General features: G+C 32.9%; 20 protein-coding genes. All 20 read right to left on the bottom strand.

Annotated features, from left to right (window positions below):
• Positions 1-20 precede the first annotated feature (20 nt).
• Complete coding sequence (locus KQI38_RS08650; protein WP_216558214.1) at positions 21-887, bottom strand: ABC transporter ATP-binding protein; 867 nt, start codon at positions 885-887, stop codon at positions 21-23.
• A gap of 136 nt (positions 888-1,023) precedes the next feature.
• On the bottom strand, positions 1,024-2,514 hold the full coding sequence (locus KQI38_RS08645; RefSeq protein ID WP_216558211.1) for a sensor histidine kinase: 1,491 nt from the start codon (positions 2,512-2,514) through the stop codon (positions 1,024-1,026).
• Positions 2,498-3,169 carry a response regulator transcription factor gene (locus KQI38_RS08640; protein ID WP_216558208.1) on the bottom strand — a complete coding sequence of 224 codons (672 nt, stop codon included), beginning with the start codon at positions 3,167-3,169 and terminating at the stop codon, positions 2,498-2,500. The genes KQI38_RS08645 and KQI38_RS08640 overlap by 17 nt, the downstream gene beginning before the upstream one ends.
• Positions 3,170-3,266: 97 nt before the next feature.
• Positions 3,267-4,988 carry a phosphoenolpyruvate--protein phosphotransferase gene (ptsP, locus tag KQI38_RS08635; protein ID WP_216558205.1) on the bottom strand — a complete coding sequence of 574 codons (1,722 nt, stop codon included), beginning with the start codon at positions 4,986-4,988 and terminating at the stop codon, positions 3,267-3,269.
• A 12-nt stretch (positions 4,989-5,000) separates the two neighbouring features.
• A complete protein-coding gene (locus KQI38_RS08630) occupies positions 5,001-5,264 on the bottom strand; it encodes an HPr family phosphocarrier protein (RefSeq protein WP_094901450.1) in 264 nt (87 codons plus the stop codon).
• Positions 5,265-5,295: 31 nt separating this feature from the next.
• On the bottom strand, positions 5,296-6,375 hold the full coding sequence (locus KQI38_RS08625; protein WP_216558202.1) for a DUF871 domain-containing protein: 1,080 nt from the start codon (positions 6,373-6,375) through the stop codon (positions 5,296-5,298).
• On the bottom strand, positions 6,368-6,700 hold the full coding sequence (locus KQI38_RS08620) for a PTS lactose/cellobiose transporter subunit IIA (protein ID WP_216558198.1): 333 nt from the start codon (positions 6,698-6,700) through the stop codon (positions 6,368-6,370). Before KQI38_RS08620 ends, KQI38_RS08625 begins: the two co-directional genes overlap by 8 nt.
• 13 nt (positions 6,701-6,713) lie before the next feature.
• The gene (locus KQI38_RS08615; RefSeq protein WP_216558195.1) at positions 6,714-8,057 is read right to left on the bottom strand and encodes a 6-phospho-beta-glucosidase; all 1,344 of its coding nucleotides are present in this window, start codon (positions 8,055-8,057) and stop codon (positions 6,714-6,716) included.
• Between the two features lie 46 nt (positions 8,058-8,103).
• Positions 8,104-9,387, bottom strand: coding sequence for a PTS sugar transporter subunit IIC (locus tag KQI38_RS08610; protein WP_216558192.1), 1,284 nt, complete (start codon positions 9,385-9,387; stop codon positions 8,104-8,106).
• Between the two features lie 31 nt (positions 9,388-9,418).
• Positions 9,419-9,730 carry a PTS sugar transporter subunit IIB gene (locus tag KQI38_RS08605; protein WP_216558189.1) on the bottom strand — a complete coding sequence of 104 codons (312 nt, stop codon included), beginning with the start codon at positions 9,728-9,730 and terminating at the stop codon, positions 9,419-9,421.
• 297 nt (positions 9,731-10,027) lie between these two features.
• Positions 10,028-12,730 carry a sigma-54-dependent transcriptional regulator gene (locus KQI38_RS08600; protein ID WP_246565724.1) on the bottom strand — a complete coding sequence of 901 codons (2,703 nt, stop codon included), beginning with the start codon at positions 12,728-12,730 and terminating at the stop codon, positions 10,028-10,030.
• A 27-nt stretch (positions 12,731-12,757) separates the two neighbouring features.
• Positions 12,758-13,948, bottom strand: coding sequence for an N-acetylglucosamine-6-phosphate deacetylase (gene nagA, locus KQI38_RS08595; RefSeq protein ID WP_246565722.1), 1,191 nt, complete (start codon positions 13,946-13,948; stop codon positions 12,758-12,760).
• Complete coding sequence (nagB, locus tag KQI38_RS08590; protein WP_216558186.1) at positions 13,938-14,663, bottom strand: glucosamine-6-phosphate deaminase; 726 nt, start codon at positions 14,661-14,663, stop codon at positions 13,938-13,940. The genes nagA and nagB overlap by 11 nt, the downstream gene beginning before the upstream one ends.
• 173 nt (positions 14,664-14,836) lie before the next feature.
• Entirely contained in the window at positions 14,837-15,784 is a 948-nt protein-coding gene (locus KQI38_RS08585) for a calcium/sodium antiporter (RefSeq protein WP_216558182.1), read from the bottom strand.
• Positions 15,785-15,911: 127 nt separating this feature from the next.
• Positions 15,912-16,415 (bottom strand): dihydrofolate reductase, encoded by a 504-nt coding sequence (locus KQI38_RS08580; RefSeq protein ID WP_216558178.1) that lies wholly within the window; start codon positions 16,413-16,415, stop codon positions 15,912-15,914.
• Positions 16,416-16,448: 33 nt separating this feature from the next.
• Positions 16,449-17,585: a metal ABC transporter permease gene (locus tag KQI38_RS08575; protein ID WP_216558175.1), complete on the bottom strand. Its 1,137-nt coding sequence runs from the start codon at positions 17,583-17,585 to the stop codon at positions 16,449-16,451.
• Positions 17,586-18,719, bottom strand: coding sequence for a metal ABC transporter permease (locus KQI38_RS08570; RefSeq protein WP_216558172.1), 1,134 nt, complete (start codon positions 18,717-18,719; stop codon positions 17,586-17,588). It abuts the gene before it with no gap.
• Between the two features lie 9 nt (positions 18,720-18,728).
• Positions 18,729-19,463 carry a metal ABC transporter ATP-binding protein gene (locus tag KQI38_RS08565; RefSeq protein ID WP_216558168.1) on the bottom strand — a complete coding sequence of 245 codons (735 nt, stop codon included), beginning with the start codon at positions 19,461-19,463 and terminating at the stop codon, positions 18,729-18,731.
• Positions 19,464-19,487: 24 nt separating this feature from the next.
• Positions 19,488-20,417, bottom strand: coding sequence for a metal ABC transporter solute-binding protein, Zn/Mn family (locus tag KQI38_RS08560; RefSeq protein WP_216558163.1), 930 nt, complete (start codon positions 20,415-20,417; stop codon positions 19,488-19,490).
• A 3-nt stretch (positions 20,418-20,420) separates the two neighbouring features.
• On the bottom strand, positions 20,421-20,822 hold the full coding sequence (locus tag KQI38_RS08555; protein WP_216558159.1) for a metal-dependent transcriptional regulator: 402 nt from the start codon (positions 20,820-20,822) through the stop codon (positions 20,421-20,423).
• Positions 20,823-21,087 lie beyond the last annotated feature (265 nt).

The following is a 21,087-nucleotide window of genomic DNA, read 5'->3' as shown; positions in this document are numbered from 1 at the left end:
TCGAAAATAGGATAAAAAATTCATCGTCCCTCCTCCCCCTTCTCAATCAAATATATGTATGCATCTTCTAAGGTTGGTTCCGTCGGATGTGCAAAATCAGGCAATACCCCTGCAACAATTCGACAAGATATACCATTGGCAGTAGTCATACGAGCAGTCACTTTAAATCCATGTTCTTCATTTTCCTGAATTTCTTTATTGTATACTCCTACATGTCCATATGCTGACCGAATTAATTCCTCAGATCGTCCATCAAACAATATTCTTCCATGATTCATAACAATGAGCCGATTGCAGACGGACTGGACATCCTCAATAATATGTGTGGAAAGCAGCACTATTTTATCCTGTGCATTCTTAGAAAAAAGGTTACGAAAATTAATACGCTCCTCTGGATCAAGCCCTACTGTTGGTTCGTCAAATATTAGAAACTGAGGACTGCCTAAAAGCGCTTGTGCAATTCCAACACGCTGACGTTGGCCACCAGATAGTGTATTTATCCGTGCCTTTCGCTTTTCAGTAAGATTGGTCTCCCGAATGACTCTTTCTATTTCAGCCTTGCTCTCTTTAATCCCCTTCAAGGCTGACATATAATCAAGGAACTGCCAGACAGTCAACTCGTCATATAATCCAAATTTCTGAGGAAGATATCCTAAAGCAGCCTTGAGTTTTTTTTCATTTTTAATCAGTGGTACATCATCCAACCGTATTTCTCCTGTAGTAGGTAGTAGTCCCGCAACCAATAACTTCATCAGAGTGGATTTTCCTGCACCATTAGGGCCTAGTAAACCAATGAAATTAGGACTTTGCATTTCAAGTGAAACATCCTGCAACGCCTTTTTCCCTGTTGGATAAGTCATATTCAGATTTTGAACAGAAATCTTCATAGATATATCATCCTTTCTTGTTTTATATACAAGAACAGAATAACAAAACAGTTTGAGGTTTCTTTGTTGTTAATATGTAGTTTGTATGAAGTCTAAAAAAACAACGTCTAGGAAGCAAAATGTTCCCAAACGTTATTTATTTCAGTTTAAAAGTAAATTGCACTCCATCGGCTGTGTTTTCAATTTTATAGTCTGCTCCATGTTGCTCTAGAATCATTTTTACAATATATAATCCCAAGCCGCTACCCCCACTCTGACGATTACGTGATTGTTCTACACGATAAAAGGCCTCAAACAACCGTGGCAATACCTCCTGTGGAATATGAATACCAGTGTTCTCAATGATGAATAACATACCAGATTCCTCAGCCTTGGCATTAATACGAATTAATTGGTTTTCAGGTGAATAGTATGCCGCATTGGAGATAAGATTTACAAGCACTTTATTAATCATAGCAAAATCGGCAACAATTGGGATATATTCATCAATTTCTGTTTTGAGTATAAGGTTCTTCTTTTCTAGAAGTTCTGCGTGCTCTAAAATCTGTTTATGCACAAGCTTAGAGAAATCTAACTCCTCCTTATGTAAAGAGAATTCATAGGTTTCCATGCGTGAAATTGTTAGTATCTCTTGAACTAATTCCTCCATTGTTCCTGCTACAGTTAATGCTCGGGAGAGATATTTGTCCCTATCCTTATAAACCCCTACATGCAGCAACATTCCCTCAATCTGTCCCTTAATAACCGTTATAGGGGTTTTTAGTTCATGGGAAACTGCTGAGAAAAATTCCATTCGTTTACGCTCTAACTCTCGCTCCCTATCAATATCACTTTTCAGCTCTATATTCGCTTGCTGCAATTCCCTTAAAGCATTTGACAAACGCCGTGATAATTCATTGAGGCTGTGTGCCAATACACCGATTTCATCCTTACGATTATCTTTACAATGCCAGTCAAATTCCAAATTTGACATCCTTTTAGAAATACCACTAAGTTTTATAATGGGACGAGTCACATATCTAGAATAGAATAAAGAACCGAGAAAGGAGATACACAGGATTGTTACAATCAGCCACGGGAGAATCCTCTCCAGTGCTTCTACTGCTTGATTGACACCCTGTAGAACACTCGATACCACTAGCACATACTGATCATCTGAATCAGCGAAGGTAAAAGGATATTCTTTGTTAGTTGTCATAGACATACTATCTCCTATGGATGTCACAGTCATATTGCTTATGGACTCCGATTCAGTAATCGTTGATTCCGACTCAGTAATCATTACTCCAATAAAAACACCATTGTGTATATAAGAAGTCTCGCGGTTAATGGGAATATCTATGGAATTGCCTTGTGCATCCAATATCTCAAAATTTATTCCAACATTAGAACCCACTTCCATGATAAATCGCTCAAAAATATCTTCACAGTTTTGGAGATTGGTATTCTTTAGTTCATTCACTAGTTTCTGTAGTTTCCTATCTAGTTGGATACTCAAATCTGAAGTATAAGTAAGAGGCATAAACCATGCAATAAAAGAATATGTAAGTACACATGCAAGAGCTAATAGTAAACTAGTCATAAGAAATATTTTTATCGTTAAGCTACTTCTAATTTTCTTTATCAATACGATAACCCACCCCTCTTATGGTCTCGATATAATCAACGCCAAGCTTTTTCCTCAGATTTTTAATATGTGTATCCACCACACGCTCATCCCCGTAAAAGTCATATTCCCATAGACGATTTAATAGCATTTGTCTGGTAAGTACCTTACCTTGATGGGTCAAAAGCTCCCGAAGCAGTTCAAACTCCCGTAAGGTCAGGTCAATTATCTTCCCATTCATACAGGTCTGATATCCATCAATATCCAATATAAGTCCCTGATAAGAAATTTGATTACATCTGGGCTTAGCAGCTGTACGCCGCAGCACTGCTGAAATCTTGCGTAATAAAATCTCCATAGAAAAAGGTTTTGTGACATAGTCGTCTATTTCCAGATCAAAGCCCTTAATCTGATTTGCTTCACTATCTAAGGCTGTTACCATAATAATAGGTACTGTACTTTCTTTACGGATCAATTCGCATATACTGTATCCGTCAATTTTAGGCAGCAGTACATCTAATAGAACGAGATCATACTTCTTTTCATGGAATCTGGAAATAGCCTCCACACCATCACTGGCTAAAGTAACAATATAATTCGCTGCCTCCAAAAAATTTTGTAGCAATTCTTGTATATCACCATCGTCTTCTACAATTAAAATACGTTTCAAATCCACCACCTCATATAAAACAGTATAGCATTTCTATTTGTACTTTGTATGAAGTTGAAAAACTTTTTTATAAGCAAAAAAGCTAAGATTCCTCTTAGCTTTTCTATATATCTAAATCATTAGATATTATATTTTCATCAATATACTTCTCCACCTCATCTGCCGTAGGCAGGTCTAGTATATAGTCTAATTTTTCTTCAATCTCTTTTTTCGAGGTATTCCTTATTAAATGTCTAGCCTTCAATATAGATGAAGCACTCATACTAAATTCATCTAACCCCATTGCTAAAAGTATAGGTATAAGCTTTTCATCACCTGCAACCTCGCCGCACATTCCTACCCAGATACCTTCTTTATGTCCATTATCTATAGTCATTTTTATTAAGGACAATATAGCTGGATGAAATTGATTATATAGATTAGATATCTTTTGATTTCCCCTATCCACTGCCAAGGTATATTGAATCAAATCGTTTGTTCCTATACTGAAGAAATCAACTTCTTTAGCAAATTGCCTTGAATGTATTGCTACGGCAGGAATTTCAACCATAATTCCTATTTCTATATTTTCGTTAAACTCAATATTCTCTTTCCTTAGCTCTTCTTTAACTCCCTCAACTATCAATTTACTTTCTCTTAATTCCTCTATATTTGAAATCATAGGAAACATTATCTTTACATTTCCATATGCACTTGCCCTTAAAATAGCTCTTATTTGAGTAATGAATATTCCCTCATTATCTAAGCAAAATCTTATTGCTCTATATCCTAAAAATGGGTTCATTTCTTTTGGAATATTTAAATAAGGAATATCCTTATCTCCCCCCACATCCAAAGTTCTAATGACTAAGGGCTTTCCTTTTAGTCTTTCTGCAACTATTTTATAAGCTTCAAACTGTTCCTCCTCTGTGGGAAGCTTATCATTATACATATAAAGAAACTCCGTTCTGTAGAGTCCTACTCCCTCACCATCATTCTCTATTACCTTATCTATATCCTGTAAAGTTCCTATATTTCCAGCTAGTTCTACCTTATATCCGTCTTTAGATATGGATTCTTGTCCTTTTAATTTTTCCAATTCTTTTCTCAGCTTCTCTAGGTCTTCCTTTTCTTTCCTATATAATATAACTTCATTTACAGTGGGATTTACGATAATGTCTCCAGTTGAGCCATTGATAATCATTAAATCATCTTCTTTTACTATATCAGTAATATCTTTTACTCCGCATATTGCAGGAATATTCATAGTTCTTGCCATTATTGATGTATGGGATGTGCGACCACCTATTTCTGTCACAATTCCAACTACCATATCTTTGTTTATTTGAGCTGTATCTGACGGATTCAAATCTCTAGCAACAATTATGGTTTCCCTATTTATTAGGGATAAATCCTTAGTTTCTATATTTAATAATATCCTTAGCATCCTATCGGATACATCCTTTATATCAACGGCCCTTGCCCTTAGATATTCATCCTCCATCTCTTGAAAAAGTGAAATATAGGAATTAGTTATTTCCCTAACTGCCCATTCGCTATTTACATTATCAGTTAATATTTTCTCTTTTATAGCACTAATATATTCTGGATCTTCTAATATCATCTTGTGAGCAGCAAATATTTCTGCTTCTGGCTCCCCTACTTTCTCTAAGGTTATATTGTATATATTATCTATCTCTATTATAGCTTTATGGATAGATTGATTTAATCTTTCTATTTCTTGCTCACTATCAGAAATACTATTTTTAGAAATCTTTATCTCAGGCTCTTTATATATTAGAACCTTTCCTATGCCAATGCCTACTGAAGTTCCTAAACCTTTCACAAAGATCTCCTCCTAATCCATTATCTTATTCTCAATGAAATCTCCTAGTTCTTCAACTGCCTTTTCTTCGTCTTCACCTATAGCTCTTATTACAAGGCAATCCCCCTTTATAGCACCCATACTTAATATACTCATTATACTTTTAGCATTATATTCCTTTTCATTTTTAATAATTTTTATTTCACTGATGTATTTAGCAGCCTCTTTTACAATCATAGATGCTGGCCTGGCATGTAATCCTGTATCATTTAGTAATACTATTTCCCTTTGGACCATAAGATCAACTCCTAACTCATATCTATTTTCATTACTTTAGCTTAAGCCTAAATTTTTGCCATGGTTTTATGTAGTCAAGTAAAAATATTTCTTCATCAATAACTTTTCCAACCACTGAAGATCTATTGCTGTTTTTCATAGGTTTTAAAACCAAATGTACTTCTCCAGCATAATGTGCATATAAGTTAGACTCAATTACAATATCACCCGTCTTCATATCCCTAGGATTAAGCAATTTAAATTCATATCCTTTATACTTTACTCTAGACTGAGTGGATCTAATCATATATTCAGAAACATCTCCTCTGTTAAAATGAAGCTCATTTAATAAAATATTCCTCTCCACTTCTGGAAGGTTTTCATCTATCTCTACATTTAACTCTAAAATATCTTTATTAAGAGAAGCTAAGGTCTTTAATTCTTCCTCTGATGCAAAACAGTTAGAAATAATAATATCATCAATTAGTCCAGTATTTATTAGATCCTTGACTTGAACTTCAATAGGTAGTTCTCTATGCTCTTCCATAGTGGGCAGTCCTTCATTTACATTCCAAGGACCAAAACTTGCTTCATTGGATGAAACGAAGGCGGCAGTTCTAAGTCCATACTTCTTAAATTCTTCTGTGGTCTTCATAAAATGGACTCTAGATATTCCCGTATATCTATGAGGGTAAAAATTGTGACACCCAATTATATTATCTTTGTTAGGTAGATAGCTCATAACATTGTCTAAGTACTTTGTGCCACTACTAATATTTAATTCTATCTTTAATCCATAAGGGTTGAATGACATTATACTTTCTTCATTGCCACTAAAGCCCATATCTAATCTAATTCCTGTAAGCCCTATATCACTGAATATCTTTAAATCTTTATAATCTATATTTAAATCCTTAAAAACCTTAGGAGCAACGTCTGCTATAATCTCCATTTTTAATTCTCTAGCAAATTTGACTATTTCCTTGAATCTCTCTAATATCTCTTCATTTTCAACAGTCAAAAAATTCAAAAATACCCTGCTAAATCCATATTCTGATGCTAATTTGAGATATCTTTTATTGTCTTCCAAATTAGATTTATCTGGATAAACAGATACTCCTAGTTTAACCATAATTTCTTTCTCCTCTTAACTCTTTTATTATTTGGTATAACTCTATAAATTCATTTGCCATATCTCTTACAGTAATAGCGTTCATTAAATGATCCTGAGCATGAACCAATAGGAGTGAAATAGGTTCTCCTTCTCCCCTTGCCTCTTCTTGTATCAATAAAGTTTGACTTTTATGGGCTTCTGATAATTTATTATTAGCTTCTTCCATAGCATCTCTTGCCTTTTTAGATTCTCCGCTTTTAGCATATCCAATGGCTTCCATACAGAAACTTCTAGCTTCCCCACTGAAATTTATTATATTTATTATTGTAAGTTCTAAATCCATTCTAATCTCTCCTTTATTGATTTTCTCTATGGAATTCTTTGTTAAAGAACCTTGACAGGTATTCCTTATTAGACTCAAGCATCTCATCTAATAGCCTATGTCCCAGAATATCATTAGCTATAAGAGGATTTAATGTAATGGCAAGCAATGCTTTATCATAATTGCCTTCCATAGCTGCTTCAGCTCCAAGTATTTCAAAGGTTTTTATTTGATTGATTAAACCTTTTATGCTAACTGGAAACTCATCTATAAACTTATAGGGTACTGGTCCATCTTTTGTAATACGACTAGTAATTTCTATAGCATACTCCGGTGGAAAATCTTTAATTGTAGTTCCATTAATCGTACTTACCACCTGTAAATCTCCTGTATTATTATAAATCGAAGATATTAAATTACATGCTGCATCAGAGTAATATGATCCCCCTCTTTTTTCTAATTCAATAGGTTTCGTATTTAATTCTGAATTTTTATAGATATTAAATAATTCGGATTCCGTTTTTATAACTTCCTCAGCCCTTGTAATTCCATTTTTATATTGATTTAATTGACTTTCCAGCATATCACGCTGTTTATAATAGTATTTATGATATGGACATGGAATTAATTTCAACGCTTTTAAAAATTTCTCATCCCATTCCATTGGATCTATATTTTTCATATTAACTAAAATAGAATTTTCGATAAATCTTTCAAAAACTTCCGAAGTCTTATTTTGATTGTCTACAAATATGTTAAATCCATATATCATATGATTTAACCCAGCAAAATCAATTCTTACTCTGCTATGATCTATATCTAAAATCTTAGCAATACCTCGCTCTATCCCCACCGGTGTATTGCAAAGACCAATAAATTTTCTATGTTTTGAATATCTTGCTAAAGCTTCCGTAACCATTCCAACTGGATTTGTGAAATTAATTAACCATGCATCGGGGCATAACTCATTCATTTCGTCAGCTATCTCTAATATTACAGGTATAGTTCTCAGTCCATTAACTAAACCTCCTGCTCCATTAGTTTCTTGCCCTATAAATCCATAGGATAAAGGAATGCTTTCATCCTTAGCTCTCGCCTTTAACTGTCCTACTCTAATTTGGGTTGTTACAAAATCTGCATCTTTAATCGCCTTTTTTCTATCTGTTGTTGTAAATATTTTCATCGGTATATTAGCCTTATCTACCATTCGTCTTCCCAGTTCACCGATGATTTCAAGTTTTTCCAAGCCCTCTTCTATATCTACAAGCCATAATTCATCTACTGGTAGTTCACCGTATCTATTTATTAAACCTTCTAAAAACTCTGGGGTATATGAGGAGCCCCCGCCTATTGTCGCTATTTTGAGAAACTTATTCATATAGCCACTCCTTTAAATTAAAGGGGCCTATACGGCCCCAATTTTATTAGCCTTTTACTTTTTCTCTATCTAATGCCTGTTTTTCTGCCATTCTTACAAATGGAATATATATTATAGTCGCTATAGCAAAATTCACTAAAGCTAATAATGCTGCTATAATACTACCAATTCCCTTAGCACCTGTTGCCATAAAGGCTCCAATACCTACAGGTGTTATCCAAGGTATTTGTACATAGGTTGGCGGAACTATTCCTGTAGCTGTGGCTAAATATGCAATTGTGGCTAATATTCCCGGTATAATTAAAAATGGAATGAATAATATAGGATTCAATACTATTGGAATTCCATATATTACAGACTCATTAATCTGGAATATTCCCATAGGAAGTGAGAGTTTAGCAACTGCTTTATATTCCTCTCTCTTTCTAATTACTATAAAGATTGCAAGTATTAATGCTAAAGTGGCACCAGAGCCTCCTAAATGAACAAACGAATCGAAGAATGCCTTTGTAATTAAATGCGGAGCTTGCCCTCCTGCCATTATAGCATCATAGTTTTCGGTAAGAGCCGGTAAATATACCGATTGCATAATAGGCTCAAATATATTTGCACCATGTACTCCAAAGAACCATAATAGGTTCATTAAAATAGGCATTATAATAACTGCTGCCATACCCTGTGTAATAGCCATAAGTGGTTTTTGAATTAGATTAAATATTAAATCATATAAACTACCTAATCCTGCTCTATCGATAATAAGAGTCAATGTACCAAAAAGCATCAAAACAATAAATCCTGGTATTACTGCTGCAAATGATTTACCTACCGCTGGTGGCACAGTATCAGGCATCTTAATTATCAATCCACGTTTAGTTAATTTTACATATATTTCTGTTCCGATTATTGCTACTATCATACCTGTAAATATTCCACCTGCATTTAAAAATCCCCAATGTATATATCCCCATCCTGCGTCTCCATGAGCTTGAGGTAAAGTAGTAATAAATGCTGCTACGGAAACCAAACCTGCTACTAAACCATCTTCACCATAGGATTTTGCAAGATTATATCCTATAGAGAATGTCACCAGTAGACCTAGTATAGCTAGAGTACCCCACCAAACATTACCGTTAATGGGTCCTAGTATATTTCCTATGGCTGGAATCCAAACACCTATGGTATTATTTAATAAAACTACAAATGTACCTGCTAAGACAATAGGCATAATACCAACAAAACCATCTCTTATGGCAGCAAGATGTCTTTGAGAACCAATTTTACCTGCAACAGGAACAAATTTTTCTTCCATCCATTTCATAAAGCCTTTCATACGTATCCCCCTTTTAAAATAGAATAAATGATCACTTCCCTTTAATCATTGAAATAGCCTGCTCCAATACTTTGGCCCCATTCATAGTTCCATAATCTACACTGTTTATTACATCCACAGGAATCCCCTTAGGCTCCATTAAATCTTTGACCTTAGAAAGCATATACCTGACTTGTGGTCCTAAAAGTAATACGTCAAGATTTTCTAAATTGTTTTTTAAGTCCGCTTCTGCAACAGCTTTTATGTTTACTTCTATTCCCTGCTCCCCTGCTGCTTTTTGCATTTTTGTCACCAACAAACTGGTAGACATTCCTGCTGAACATACTAATACGATATTATACAAATAAATCCCTCCTTTTCCTCACAATATATGCAATAATCAGTGCATCAATATATATTGCAATATATGTGCCAATACAGTATATCCACTAATATTAGTTAATTCTATGTATATATGAGAAGAATTTCTAAGGTTGCATTATAGATAACTTCTCTTGCCCACTGTATAAGCGACTTCCACGAAATCAAAGTTCTCAGCAATCTGCTTAAAACTCAACTAGATCAAATTCTTGATATTAATTATTAAAGTAGAACTTTCCTATTCATTATAAGAAAATAGTGTGTAATTAATTACACACTATTACACACTAATATTATTTTCCATAAACAACCTAACAATATAGGCTACTTCATTATCTCCGATATTAATCTTATAATTTTCATTAATGAACCTAAATTGTTCCTTTACTATTAACATCTCATTTAGATATAATTTCCTAAAACTATCTAGCTCATCAAATATTCTGGTTTTTTCCCCAGCTAAAAGGCTATCGATCATAAAACAAATATGGAGAGCCATGCCCATTTTCACATCATTTGTTACTTTGATATTTAATCCTTCTTCTAGTCCATTTATTAGGTATTTAATATCTTTAATTATCAAATCGCTTTCTAAATGTACTAAATGTTCCTTAAGAGAATCCCATATCTTATCATACATTTCAGCTTCTTTAATTATTTTATCTAACTCTTTCACAGTTTCCTTTGAAAAAAGATCAATGGCAGAAATAAATGGTATTGATTTTATATTTATATTAACTGCACTTATAATAGCTAGTATATTATAATTCTTCTCTAATTCTGCTATTCTGTCTTCTATCCTTCTGTCATCAATAATATTAATAGTAATTATCTTAATATTCTTATTAGATATCGTATTGCTTACGATATCCGATATCTTCTTTGCTACTCCATCACCTGTAAAGCAAGCGGAAACAATAATATTCTCTTTTTTTCTATTCCTATCTTGTGAAGTATCTATTATTCCTTTATAACTAATTGATCCTAAAATATCCTCTAATGCATATCCTATTATTGCTTTTCTTGCAATATCTAAAACTATTAGAGTACTAACCATATCAATTGTTCTAACTTCAACACCAGTTTCTTCAGTAATCATATGGCCAAAATTGGTTAGGGAACCCATGTCCACCATTAAAATAACACCTTTATCCCTATGAATTTCTAAGACCTTATCTTTCGTTATCTCATACATTTTCTGGGGCTTCATAGATAATGGCATATCAAGGCCTACAACAAAATCAGAACCTATTAAACTATTTACTACCTCTACCATTGAACTTGCGGTACTTCGACCATGCATTACAACAATAATTTTCACATTTGATTCTATTTCCTTTTTATCTTTGAAATAATCAGATGCAAAAAACATAGCCAAATATCCTATCTCATCTACTGGTATTTCAATATTAAACTTATTATCTATTAATTTTGCTATCTTCATAGCAAATATAAATTCATCTTCATAATTTATTCGAATAAAGTTTAATTTAGGATTATATATCTTTTCTCCATTTCTAATTCTTTCGACGCTTCTTTCAAGATGGAAAGATAATCCAAAATATATCCTCTCATCATATTCCCTATTTAAACCTTCCTTAGCTAATAATAAAATCTCCTCAACTACTCCTGCTATTTCTTTGTTAATTATACTATGGATTTCGTTTTTCCTATAGCGTCTACTTATTTCTCCAATATATTTTTGAAAATGAGATTCTATGTCTATGCTTAGAATCTCATTTATATCTGATTCGTCCATTCCTGACATCTTGAAGGTATCAATTTTTTCTTCAATTATGTTATAAAAATCTTCACCTATATTTTCTTCTTCATGGATAAGTTTTAAAGGTGGTTCCTCGATTTCACTATACTTCAATATATCATTAGTTCCACCTAGTAATTCATTTACTTCCTTCCTATATTCATTCAAATAAAGTAAACCCTTTCTTACATGATTTGGTAAATCCCCTTGATTAATCGTAAGAAAACCATTTAAATTTGCTTTATAATTTAAGAAGGCTTTGGCACAAGAAAGTTGTATATCACTCTTTAATTGGCCAATATTATTTGGACAATCATATAATAAATAAGAAATAATTGAGTTTTTATTGATATAAATACTTTCTCCAAGTCTACGTGATTCTTCTCTAATAAAGGATTCTATCAAAGAATATCTTTCTGCTAAAGACCTCTCATGTAAATTTGGTAATCTTATTACCATAGGTATCCTTCTAGAAAAGGTTTGCAGCAAATATGATTCTGGTTCCTCTGTAGTAGCAGCTATTATCCTAACATTTACATATATCGACTTTTCGCTCTCCCCAAGAGGCCTAAAAAAACCTTTATCTATATATGTAAATAACATCTCTTGCCCTTCTGGAGTTAATCTATGTATTTCATCTAAAAAAAGTACTCCTTTATCAGCTTTTTTTAAAAGTCCATCTCTATCAGTTTCAGCTCCCGTAAATGCACCTCTTTTTACTCCAAAGATATGTGCTGTTAAAAGATTAGGATTGCTGGCATAATCTGCACAATTGAATCTTATAAAGGGTGCATCCTTGTCTAGTATATCGACTTCTTTAGCATATTCATACATCTGCTCAGCAAATAAAGATTTTCCAACTCCAGTTTCCCCTAACAACAAAGTATGAAGACCTTTTGGTGGGTATATAATAGCGGCTTTAGCTTTTTCTATAGGAACACTTAAACCCTGCTTAGCTCCAGCTAGTTTATCTAAACTATTTAATTCATCACTAAATTTGTTATCAGAGGAGGTAAGAGTATTATTTGATATTGATTGGAATAGAACAGGCCTTCCATCTATTTTCTCTATCCTTTTATCATTATATAAAGCATTGAGATATCTACTAATCGTAGACCTATCTAAGTTTAACTTCTTTGATATATCCGTAGCAGATACACCTGTTTTCTTTTTTAGCTCTAAATCTAAAAGAGTATTATATACCTTATCAATAACCTTCAATCTATCCCCCCTTTAAACTTAATCTTATTAGTTACTACAGAATTTCCATTCTCCCATGACCATAGTACCGAGTACATTTATATCTTTATCTATTAATATCATATCTGCATCTTTACCTATCTCAATACTTCCTTTATGCCCATTGATTCCTATAGCCTTGGCAGGAGACAAACTTGCCATTCTTATTGCATCATTTATAGGAATATCTAAATAATATATCATATTATATACCGCATCTCTTAGATTCAGAGTAGATCCTGCTAAACTTCCAGTTTCTAATCTAGCTGTACTGTTTTTGACTATTACCTTTTGTCCTCCCAGCTCATAATCACCATCTGAAAGTCCTGCTGCCATCATAGAATCTGATACAAGTACTATCTTATCTACCCCCTTCATTCTGACAGCAATTTTTACTGCAGCATCATGTAAATGAATTCTATCGTATATAATTTCGCAGTATACTCTTTCGTCTAACAATGCTGCTCCTATTATCCCTGGCTCTCTATGATTAAATTCTCTCATCCCATTGTATAAATGTGTAGCTACAGTAGCACCATAGTTTATTCCTATTTGTGTTTCTTCAAAGCTTGCATTGCTATGGGCTAATGCCACTATAATATCCTTAGACTTTAAATAAGATATAATATCTAATGCTCCAGAAGTTTCAGGAGCTATAGAAACCATTTTTAGACGACCATTAGATATATTGAAAATTTCCCTTATCTCTTCCTTATTGGGATTCTTAATATACTTACCTGGCTGTGCTCCTTTTTTATCTAAGGAGAAAAATGGTCCTTCTAGATGTACTCCTATTAGTTGAGACAATTCCTTTTTATTTTTATAGTTTGCCAGATTTCTTATTGCATTAGACATATTTTCATAGGAAGATGTTATTACCGTTCCTAAATAAGATGTAACACCATTTTTCAAATGAAATCTGCCAATATTATCTATGGCATTCTCAGTACTATCCATAATATCAAATCCCATGTTTCCATGATTGTGGATATCAACAAAACCAGGTGCTAGGAAATTTCCTTTTCCATCAATAACTAAATCTATATTTTCTATTTTTATATTATCTTCTATATTTATCTCAACAATTTTATCTTGTTCTACAACTACACCGTAACCAAAAAATATTTCATAGGGATTAATTAAATTTATATTCCTTATTAGAGTTCTCATATTATCACCTTTTTTATCTTTAAGCTTCATAAGCTTCTTCAGTTAAAATAAATGTAACATTCGGATGCAATAAAAGAAGGGTTGCAGGTATATAAGTAGAAATATGTTTAGCTTCAAGTAATTTTTTTACAATAGGAGCCTTTTTCTTTCCATGGGCCATTAAAATTATCTTTCTCGCCCCCATTATACTACTCATTCCCATAGTTATAGCAGTTTTAGGTACTTCTTCAATTGAATTAAAAAATCTGGAGTTTGCATTGATAGTTGTATCATCTAACTTTACGATGCTAGTATATATATTTAATTTATCTGATGGTTCATTAAATGCAATATGCCCATTCTCTCCAATCCCTAATATCTGTAAATCTATTCCACCCTTGTCTCTAATTATTTTATCATAGGATGCACAAGCATCTTCTAGGTTTTCTGATTTCCCATTTGGTATAAATGTATTCTCCAATTTAATATTGATATGGTTAAATAATACATCCCTCATATGATAACTATAGCTATTAGGATCATCTCTATCTAAACCTACATATTCATCTAAATTAAATGTAGTTACTTTAGAAAAATCTAATCCCTCCTCCTTGTATAACCTTATTAATTCTTGATAAGTTCCCATAGGAGTACTTCCTGTAGCTAGTCCCAATGTCAAATTAGGTTTTCTTTCTATTTCATCCTTTATCATCTTTGCAGCTACTTCACTAATAGTTTTATAATCCTTTTCAATCAATACTTTCAAGCCGATCTCCCCCTACTAACCTTTTAGAATTTTACTCTCAATACTTCTTACAAGCAATTATATCATAATTTTCTGTAAATAATTATTTTAAAATTATATATAATTGAAAAAATTAGTTTGATTTTAGAAAGCTACTAATAACTAGTAGCTCTAATTCATTATGTTTTATTATGCTAAAATAAAATACATAGATAGCCTCCATATAAAGCTAATAATAATATTCCTGTAGGTCTTCCTATCTTTTCGAAAACTATTCCTGACAATATAAATATCAACGCCACGATTGTAGCCATAGGAACATCTAGGGTCAGTGTTTGCCTTGATATTATTAACCCTTCAGAACTAGCTAAAGTAGATATTCCCATAACTACAGTCATATTAAATATATTAGCTCCTACTATATTGCCTACAGATATATTTTGTTTTCCCTTTATAGTAGCTGCCAAAGCTGTAACTAACTCTGGCAATGATGTTCCAACTGCAAGTAAAGTTAAACTCACTACCTGCTTAGGAATTCTTAGGAAATTCGCTATTTCTACTCCAGTATCTACTAGTATATGTGCACCGTATATAATTAAAATTGCTCCTAACGCAAATTTACCACTATTTATAAATACTTCTTCTTTTTTAATAGACTTTTTATGTACTTTCTTTCTTTTTCCGTTTTCATTCTTATGATCAAATATATTGATAAAAATAAATAATATAATTAAAAATAATAGAATTCTACCTTCATTGTGACTAATCATACCATCTGACGCAAAATAATAGAAAATACTTAGATATCCAAACATCATAGCTCCTTTAATGCCAAAAAAATACTCTTTAACCTTTATTGGCTTTATTAAAGAGCAAATTCCTATTATAAAAGCAATATTACATATATAAGAACCTAATGCATTACCTACTGCCATATCGGTAAAACCTTCTTTACTTGATAATGTAGAAACAAAAAGCTCTGGTAAAGTAGTAGCTACACTGACTACAGTAGCACCTATTATTCCAAAAGAGATTCCTGTCTTTTCTGCAATCCAAATTGTAGCGTCTAGAAACCAATCTCCACCTTTTACTATCATTATTAAGCCTATAATAAACAATGATAAAGTTAAGAGTCCCCCCATATAATCCCCCTAAAGTTAATTTATTCCTTGACTACTATATATTTATATAAAAATAAATCCTCTATTATTACAATATTTTCATTTCTAAAGTTAATTCCCCTATAACTAAATAGTCATAGGGGAACCCTTACCTAACTCTAATATAATCTACATATTTATATTCTAGATCATCTTGCCTATACACTTCTGATTCCTTTATTATCTTCCAGTCATCAAGTACATCCAAATTTGGAATAAAGGTGTCTGCATCTTCAAAGGATTTGAAAATCTTAGTTATATATGCTTTGTTACAATAAGAAATAGTCTGCTTAGCAATTTCTCCTCCACCTATTATAAAATTCTTCATTTCATCATTGGGATTTAATTCTTTTAATAAGGGAAATAATGATTCTAAAGAATTAATTACCATTGCACCCTCTGCCTTATACTCTTTATCTCTAGTGATTACAATATTTATCCTATTTTGCAATGCTTTTTTATCTGGCAAGGATTCAAATGTTCTTCTCCCCATTACAATAATATTTCCCTCTGTAAGCCTTCTAAACCGCTTCAAATCTTCTGATATTTTATATAGCAAGTCTCCATCATATCCAATGTTCCAATTATTATCTACTGCAAATATTAAAATCATATTTCCTCCTATGAGTTATTTATTATATATAATTTATTTTTTACCAGTTTCAAATCCAGATATTATCTCCTCATAACTTCTTATAGCATATTCTCTTCCCGATTCAGTTAATTTAATTATGCCATCTTCTACATAGATCTTTTCTTTTCCTTTAAGTTCTTTTATTATTGATTTCAAAAACTGCTCATTCCACTGTAAGTGCTTCTCGATAGTATGAATTCCACTTTCCAAGTCTCCATCTTCCTTACCTTCATGATTATATAGATGAAACATTAAGGATTTTCCTGCAAATTCTATTCTCTGACGCTTTCTTCTATTAATAGTGGTTAAGAGACCTCTTCTAGGTGAAAATATGAATACCAACAAAAATACTATCCCTGTCATTAATGCCATAGAACCAGCTATGGAAACATCTAAAACAGAAGCAAGTTGATAGCCTAGAATTCCATTTAATCCACCAATCAGACCACTTAGAATGAGCATGTTTTTTAAATCATCTGTAAGAAGATATGCAGTTACTGGGGAACCTATCATAAAAGCAATTACTAAAATAGAACCTACAGATTCAAATGCTCCAACAGCAGTTATTGACACAATAGTCATCAAACTATAATGTATTAATGCAGGTGAAAATCCCAAAACAGTTGCTAGTGCAGAATCAAAAGTTACTATTTTAAGCTCCTTAAAGAATATTATTACAAATAAAAGATTTATTATTAAAATAATCCCCATAGAATACATAGATTTTGCTCCTATATCTACTCCGAATATTCTCATACGATCAAAGGGTGCAAATGCCAGCTCCCCTAATAGTACGGAATCTGTATCTAAATGAACTGATCCAGCATATCTGGATATGATTATTATAGCTATACTAAAGAGTAACGGAAATACTATTCCTATAGCAGAATCCTCAGATACCAGCTTAGTGCTATTTAACATTTCAGTTAAAAATACGGTAAATACTCCCATAAGGGCAGCTCCCACTATTAAAAAGGGAGAGGTTAAACTATTCGTCATAAAAAATCCGATTACTATGCCTAATAAAATTGTATGTGTTATGGCATCTGACATCATAGACATCTTTCGCAGTACTAAAAATACCCCGGGAAGAGAACATGCCACTGCCACTATAACCGATATAATTTGAATCTCTAATTGTGGTGACATTTATAACTCCTCCTTCTTAAAATAATTTTCCACATAGTCTAAACCCTTTTCAGTAATTGCCCATTTATTAAAATAATCTTTCTTAGCAAGCCCCCTATTTCCTAATGATTCCAGTTTATTCATAAGCTCTTTTGCTGTTCTCCCAGTCATAGATTTATTTGGCTTGATTATGAAAATATCATGACTATGATTTATATCTTCATGATTCATAGCTAAATTATAAAGATTCACTAGCACTTGATCTTCATTTATTTCTCTTTGTTTTTTTCTATCTCTAAAGTATCTCCATATTAATCCTCTATTAGGTGCAAATCCTAGACTAATTATTACTATTATACTTATGACTATTACTATCATTGGACCTGTAGGCAATTTTGAAATTACTGAACTTAATACAGTACCAATAATTCCTGATATTGCTCCAAATACTGCTGATAGAATTACCATAATAGATAGTTTATCTGTCCATTGTCTGGCAGCCACTGCTGGAGCTGTAAGCATGGCACTCATCAAAATAACTCCCACAGTTTGTAGTCCTATAATAATAGCTGTTACTATCATAAAAAACAATAATGTTGTTATCCTCTTTATAGAGAATCCAAGGCTCTCTGCATAGTCTGCATCAAATGATACTATCTTAAATTCCTTCCAAAAGATAATAGTTAATGTTATTAAAACTACTCCTAGTATTCCCATAACTTGAACATCCCTCTTAAGCAATGTAGATGCCTGCCCAAAAATAAATTTTTCTAAACCAGCTTGATTCGCATTGGGTATCTTTTGGATATGTGTTAGGAGAACAATTCCTCCTCCAAAGAAAACTGATAATATCAATGCTAGGGCACTATCAAATTTGATTCTCGAATATTTTACTATAGAGAGGATTATAAATGTAGATAATAGCCCTGATATTAATGCTCCAATTAACAATACTTCTGTTCTTTTTGTTTGAGTCATTAAAAACGCTAATGCAATTCCTGGTAGTGCAGAGTGGGAAACTGCATCTCCTAATAAACTTTCTTTCCTTATAACAGCAAAACTACCTAATACGCCAGATATTATTCCTAGAAATGCAGAGCCTAATGATACGATCCTCAAAGTGTAATCTGTTAAAATAAGATCTAATATTGACAATTTCCTCACCTACCTCTTCAAAATTTGCCCTGTACTTCTATAGGTTCTCTTTAGATTTTCATCTGTAAAGACTTCACCAACAGGACCACTAGCTATTATCTGAGTATTTAACAATACTACCCAATCAAAATATTCTTCCACCGTCTGAAGATCATGATGGACAACTATTATGGTTTTTCCTCTTTCCTTTAATTCCTTTAAAATAGATATTATGGCTTTCTCAGTCTTAGCATCTACACCTTTAAAAGGTTCATCCATGAAATATATATCTGCATCTTGGACTAATGCCCTTGCAAGAAATATTCTCTGTTGCTGTCCACCAGATAGTTGAGATATCTGTCTATCTGCAAACTCCGACATACTTACTTTTTCTAAGGCTTCTCTAGCCTTAATTTTATCTTCTTCTCTTGGGCGTTTTATCCATCCTAGTTCTCCATATCGTCCCATAAGAACTACGTCTAAAACATTTGCCGGAAAATCCCAGTCTACACTTTCAGATTGAGGTACATATCCTATATGTTTCCTTTGAGACTTATAACTTTGACCATTGAATAGTACATTACCCGATACTGGTTTTATTAAATCTAGCATAGCTTTTATCAATGTGGATTTTCCTGCACCATTTGGTCCTACTATAGCCATTAAAACAGATTTTGGGATATTAAGGTCTATATCCCATAAAACCGGCTTTGCTTGATATGCTACTGTCATATCTTCAACTTCTATTATATAATCAAGATTCATATTTCCTTCCTCCTTGTTACTCAATTATTTCAAAGCATCAACAATTGTATCTATATTTGCCTTAAATGTACCTATATACGTTTCAGCTCCAGTTCCTGCATCTCCTGTAGAGTCTGAATAAAGTTCTCCTCCAATTTCCACCTGAAATCCTTGAGCCTTCACAGCTTCCTGCAATGCTTCAATACTTTTTCTTGGAACTGATGATTCAACAAATATTGCCTTAATCCTTCTTTCTACAATAAATTTTGCCAATTGACTAACATCAGATGTCCCAGCCTCAGATGCAGTACTTATACCTTGTAACCCCTTAACTTCAAATCCATAGGCATTGCCAAAATAGTTAAAAGCGTCATGAGCAGTTATAAGAACTCTGTTTTCTTGTGGAACTTCTAATATTCTTTGATGGATATATTCTTCAAGTTCATCAAGTTCTCCCAAATACTTTTCCAAGTTAGCGTCAAATTCACTTGCATGTTCCCCATCTAGTTTCTTAAGTCCTTCTGCTACAGTTTTTGCCGCCTCTTTCCAAAGTTTTACATCAAACCAAATGTGAGGATCGGAGCTTCCAGGATTCGTTACAAAATCAATAAAATTTGATTCATCAATATCTTTAGATACTGCTAAAATCATTTTTTTGCTACTTTCTATATTTTCAAATATATCTCCCATTTTTCCCTCTAAATGAAGTCCGTTATATACTACCATATCTGCATTTTGCATTAATTTAACATCTCCAGCACTTGCCTTATATAAGTGAGGGTCCACTCCTGGTCCCATAAGCCCTTGAACATTTACATACTCACCACCAATGGACTTCACAAGGTCTGCAACCAAAGTAGTAGTAGCAACTACTTTATATCTACCATCATTTGCTGCATTATTTGAATTTCCACATCCCGTTACAACAACTGCTGACATTGATATAATCATCATTAGAATTAATATTCTTTTCATTATTTATTCCTCCCTTATTATATTTGACCCATGGGGACATACCTTGGGGTAATTTAAATATTCATCTAATTTTTCCTCTAGTTTCTTATTAGTCACATGCTCTAATTTCTCTGCTTCGTCGTGTACTTCTTCTGGATTGTATCCCAATTTTTCCACAAGAAAAACTTCCCATAGAAGATGTCTCCTTCTAATCTTCCTAGCTTCTTCAGTTCCATATTCCGTAAGTCTTATGCCTTGATATACTGTATATTCAACGTATCCATCCTGTAATAGTTTCTTTATCATCTCCGACACTGAAGGGGGTGATATCTTAAGTACTTTAGCAATATCTTTGTTACTAACTTGCTCCTTCTCTCCACCAAGCTCATATATAGTTTTTAGATAATCTTCTTTACTTATATTCATAATCTTCCTCCAAAATATTCTAATGTTAGGCTTGCCTAACTTATTTATATAATACCCTTTTATCTAGACTTAACACAATATTTTATAAATCATGACCACCCGTAAAACGGGTGGTTTGCTCTAGCCCTATAAGGGCATGGTACTTGCTGTGTCTCAAGACACATTGAAAGGTCTGCCAACCGCTTTATTTTCTCAAGCAACCCCTAAAGGGGTTCTTCTTATATTTAGTTTTTTATTTTTTCCCCAGTAAAAGGGTCTATAAATT

Origin of the sequence: Tissierella carlieri (assembly GCF_018917285.1) — a bacterium.
GTDB classification, from domain to species: domain Bacteria; phylum Bacillota; class Clostridia; order Tissierellales; family Tissierellaceae; genus Tissierella; species Tissierella carlieri.
This window is presented reverse-complemented; position numbering and strand designations above follow the sequence as displayed.

What these genes read in the sequence shown, in the direction of transcription:
- KQI38_RS08610 (WP_216558192.1), bottom strand. Translation starts at nt 9,387, where the DNA reads ATGAAAGGCTTTATGAAATGGATGGAAGAAAAATTTGTTCCTGTTGCA.
- KQI38_RS08580 (WP_216558178.1), bottom strand. Translation starts at nt 16,415, where the DNA reads ATGATTTTAATATTTGCAGTAGATAATAATTGGAACATTGGATATGAT.
- KQI38_RS08630 (WP_094901450.1), bottom strand. Translation starts at nt 5,264, where the DNA reads ATGGTCCAAAGGGAAATAGTATTACTAAATGATACAGGATTACATGCC.
- nagA (WP_246565722.1), bottom strand. Translation starts at nt 13,948, where the DNA reads ATGAAGCTTAAAGATAAAAAAGGTGATAATATGAGAACTCTAATAAGG.
- KQI38_RS08625 (WP_216558202.1), bottom strand. Translation starts at nt 6,375, where the DNA reads ATGGTTAAACTAGGAGTATCTGTTTATCCAGATAAATCTAATTTGGAA.
- KQI38_RS08620 (WP_216558198.1), bottom strand. Translation starts at nt 6,700, where the DNA reads ATGGATTTAGAACTTACAATAATAAATATAATAAATTTCAGTGGGGAA.
- KQI38_RS08565 (WP_216558168.1), bottom strand. Translation starts at nt 19,463, where the DNA reads ATGAATCTTGATTATATAATAGAAGTTGAAGATATGACAGTAGCATAT.
- KQI38_RS08650 (WP_216558214.1), bottom strand. Translation starts at nt 887, where the DNA reads ATGAAGATTTCTGTTCAAAATCTGAATATGACTTATCCAACAGGGAAA.
- KQI38_RS08560 (WP_216558163.1), bottom strand. Translation starts at nt 20,417, where the DNA reads ATGAAAAGAATATTAATTCTAATGATGATTATATCAATGTCAGCAGTT.
- KQI38_RS08585 (WP_216558182.1), bottom strand. Translation starts at nt 15,784, where the DNA reads ATGGGGGGACTCTTAACTTTATCATTGTTTATTATAGGCTTAATAATG.
- KQI38_RS08615 (WP_216558195.1), bottom strand. Translation starts at nt 8,057, where the DNA reads ATGAATAAGTTTCTCAAAATAGCGACAATAGGCGGGGGCTCCTCATAT.
- KQI38_RS08575 (WP_216558175.1), bottom strand. Translation starts at nt 17,585, where the DNA reads ATGTCACCACAATTAGAGATTCAAATTATATCGGTTATAGTGGCAGTG.
- KQI38_RS08555 (WP_216558159.1), bottom strand. Translation starts at nt 20,822, where the DNA reads ATGAATATAAGTAAAGAAGATTATCTAAAAACTATATATGAGCTTGGT.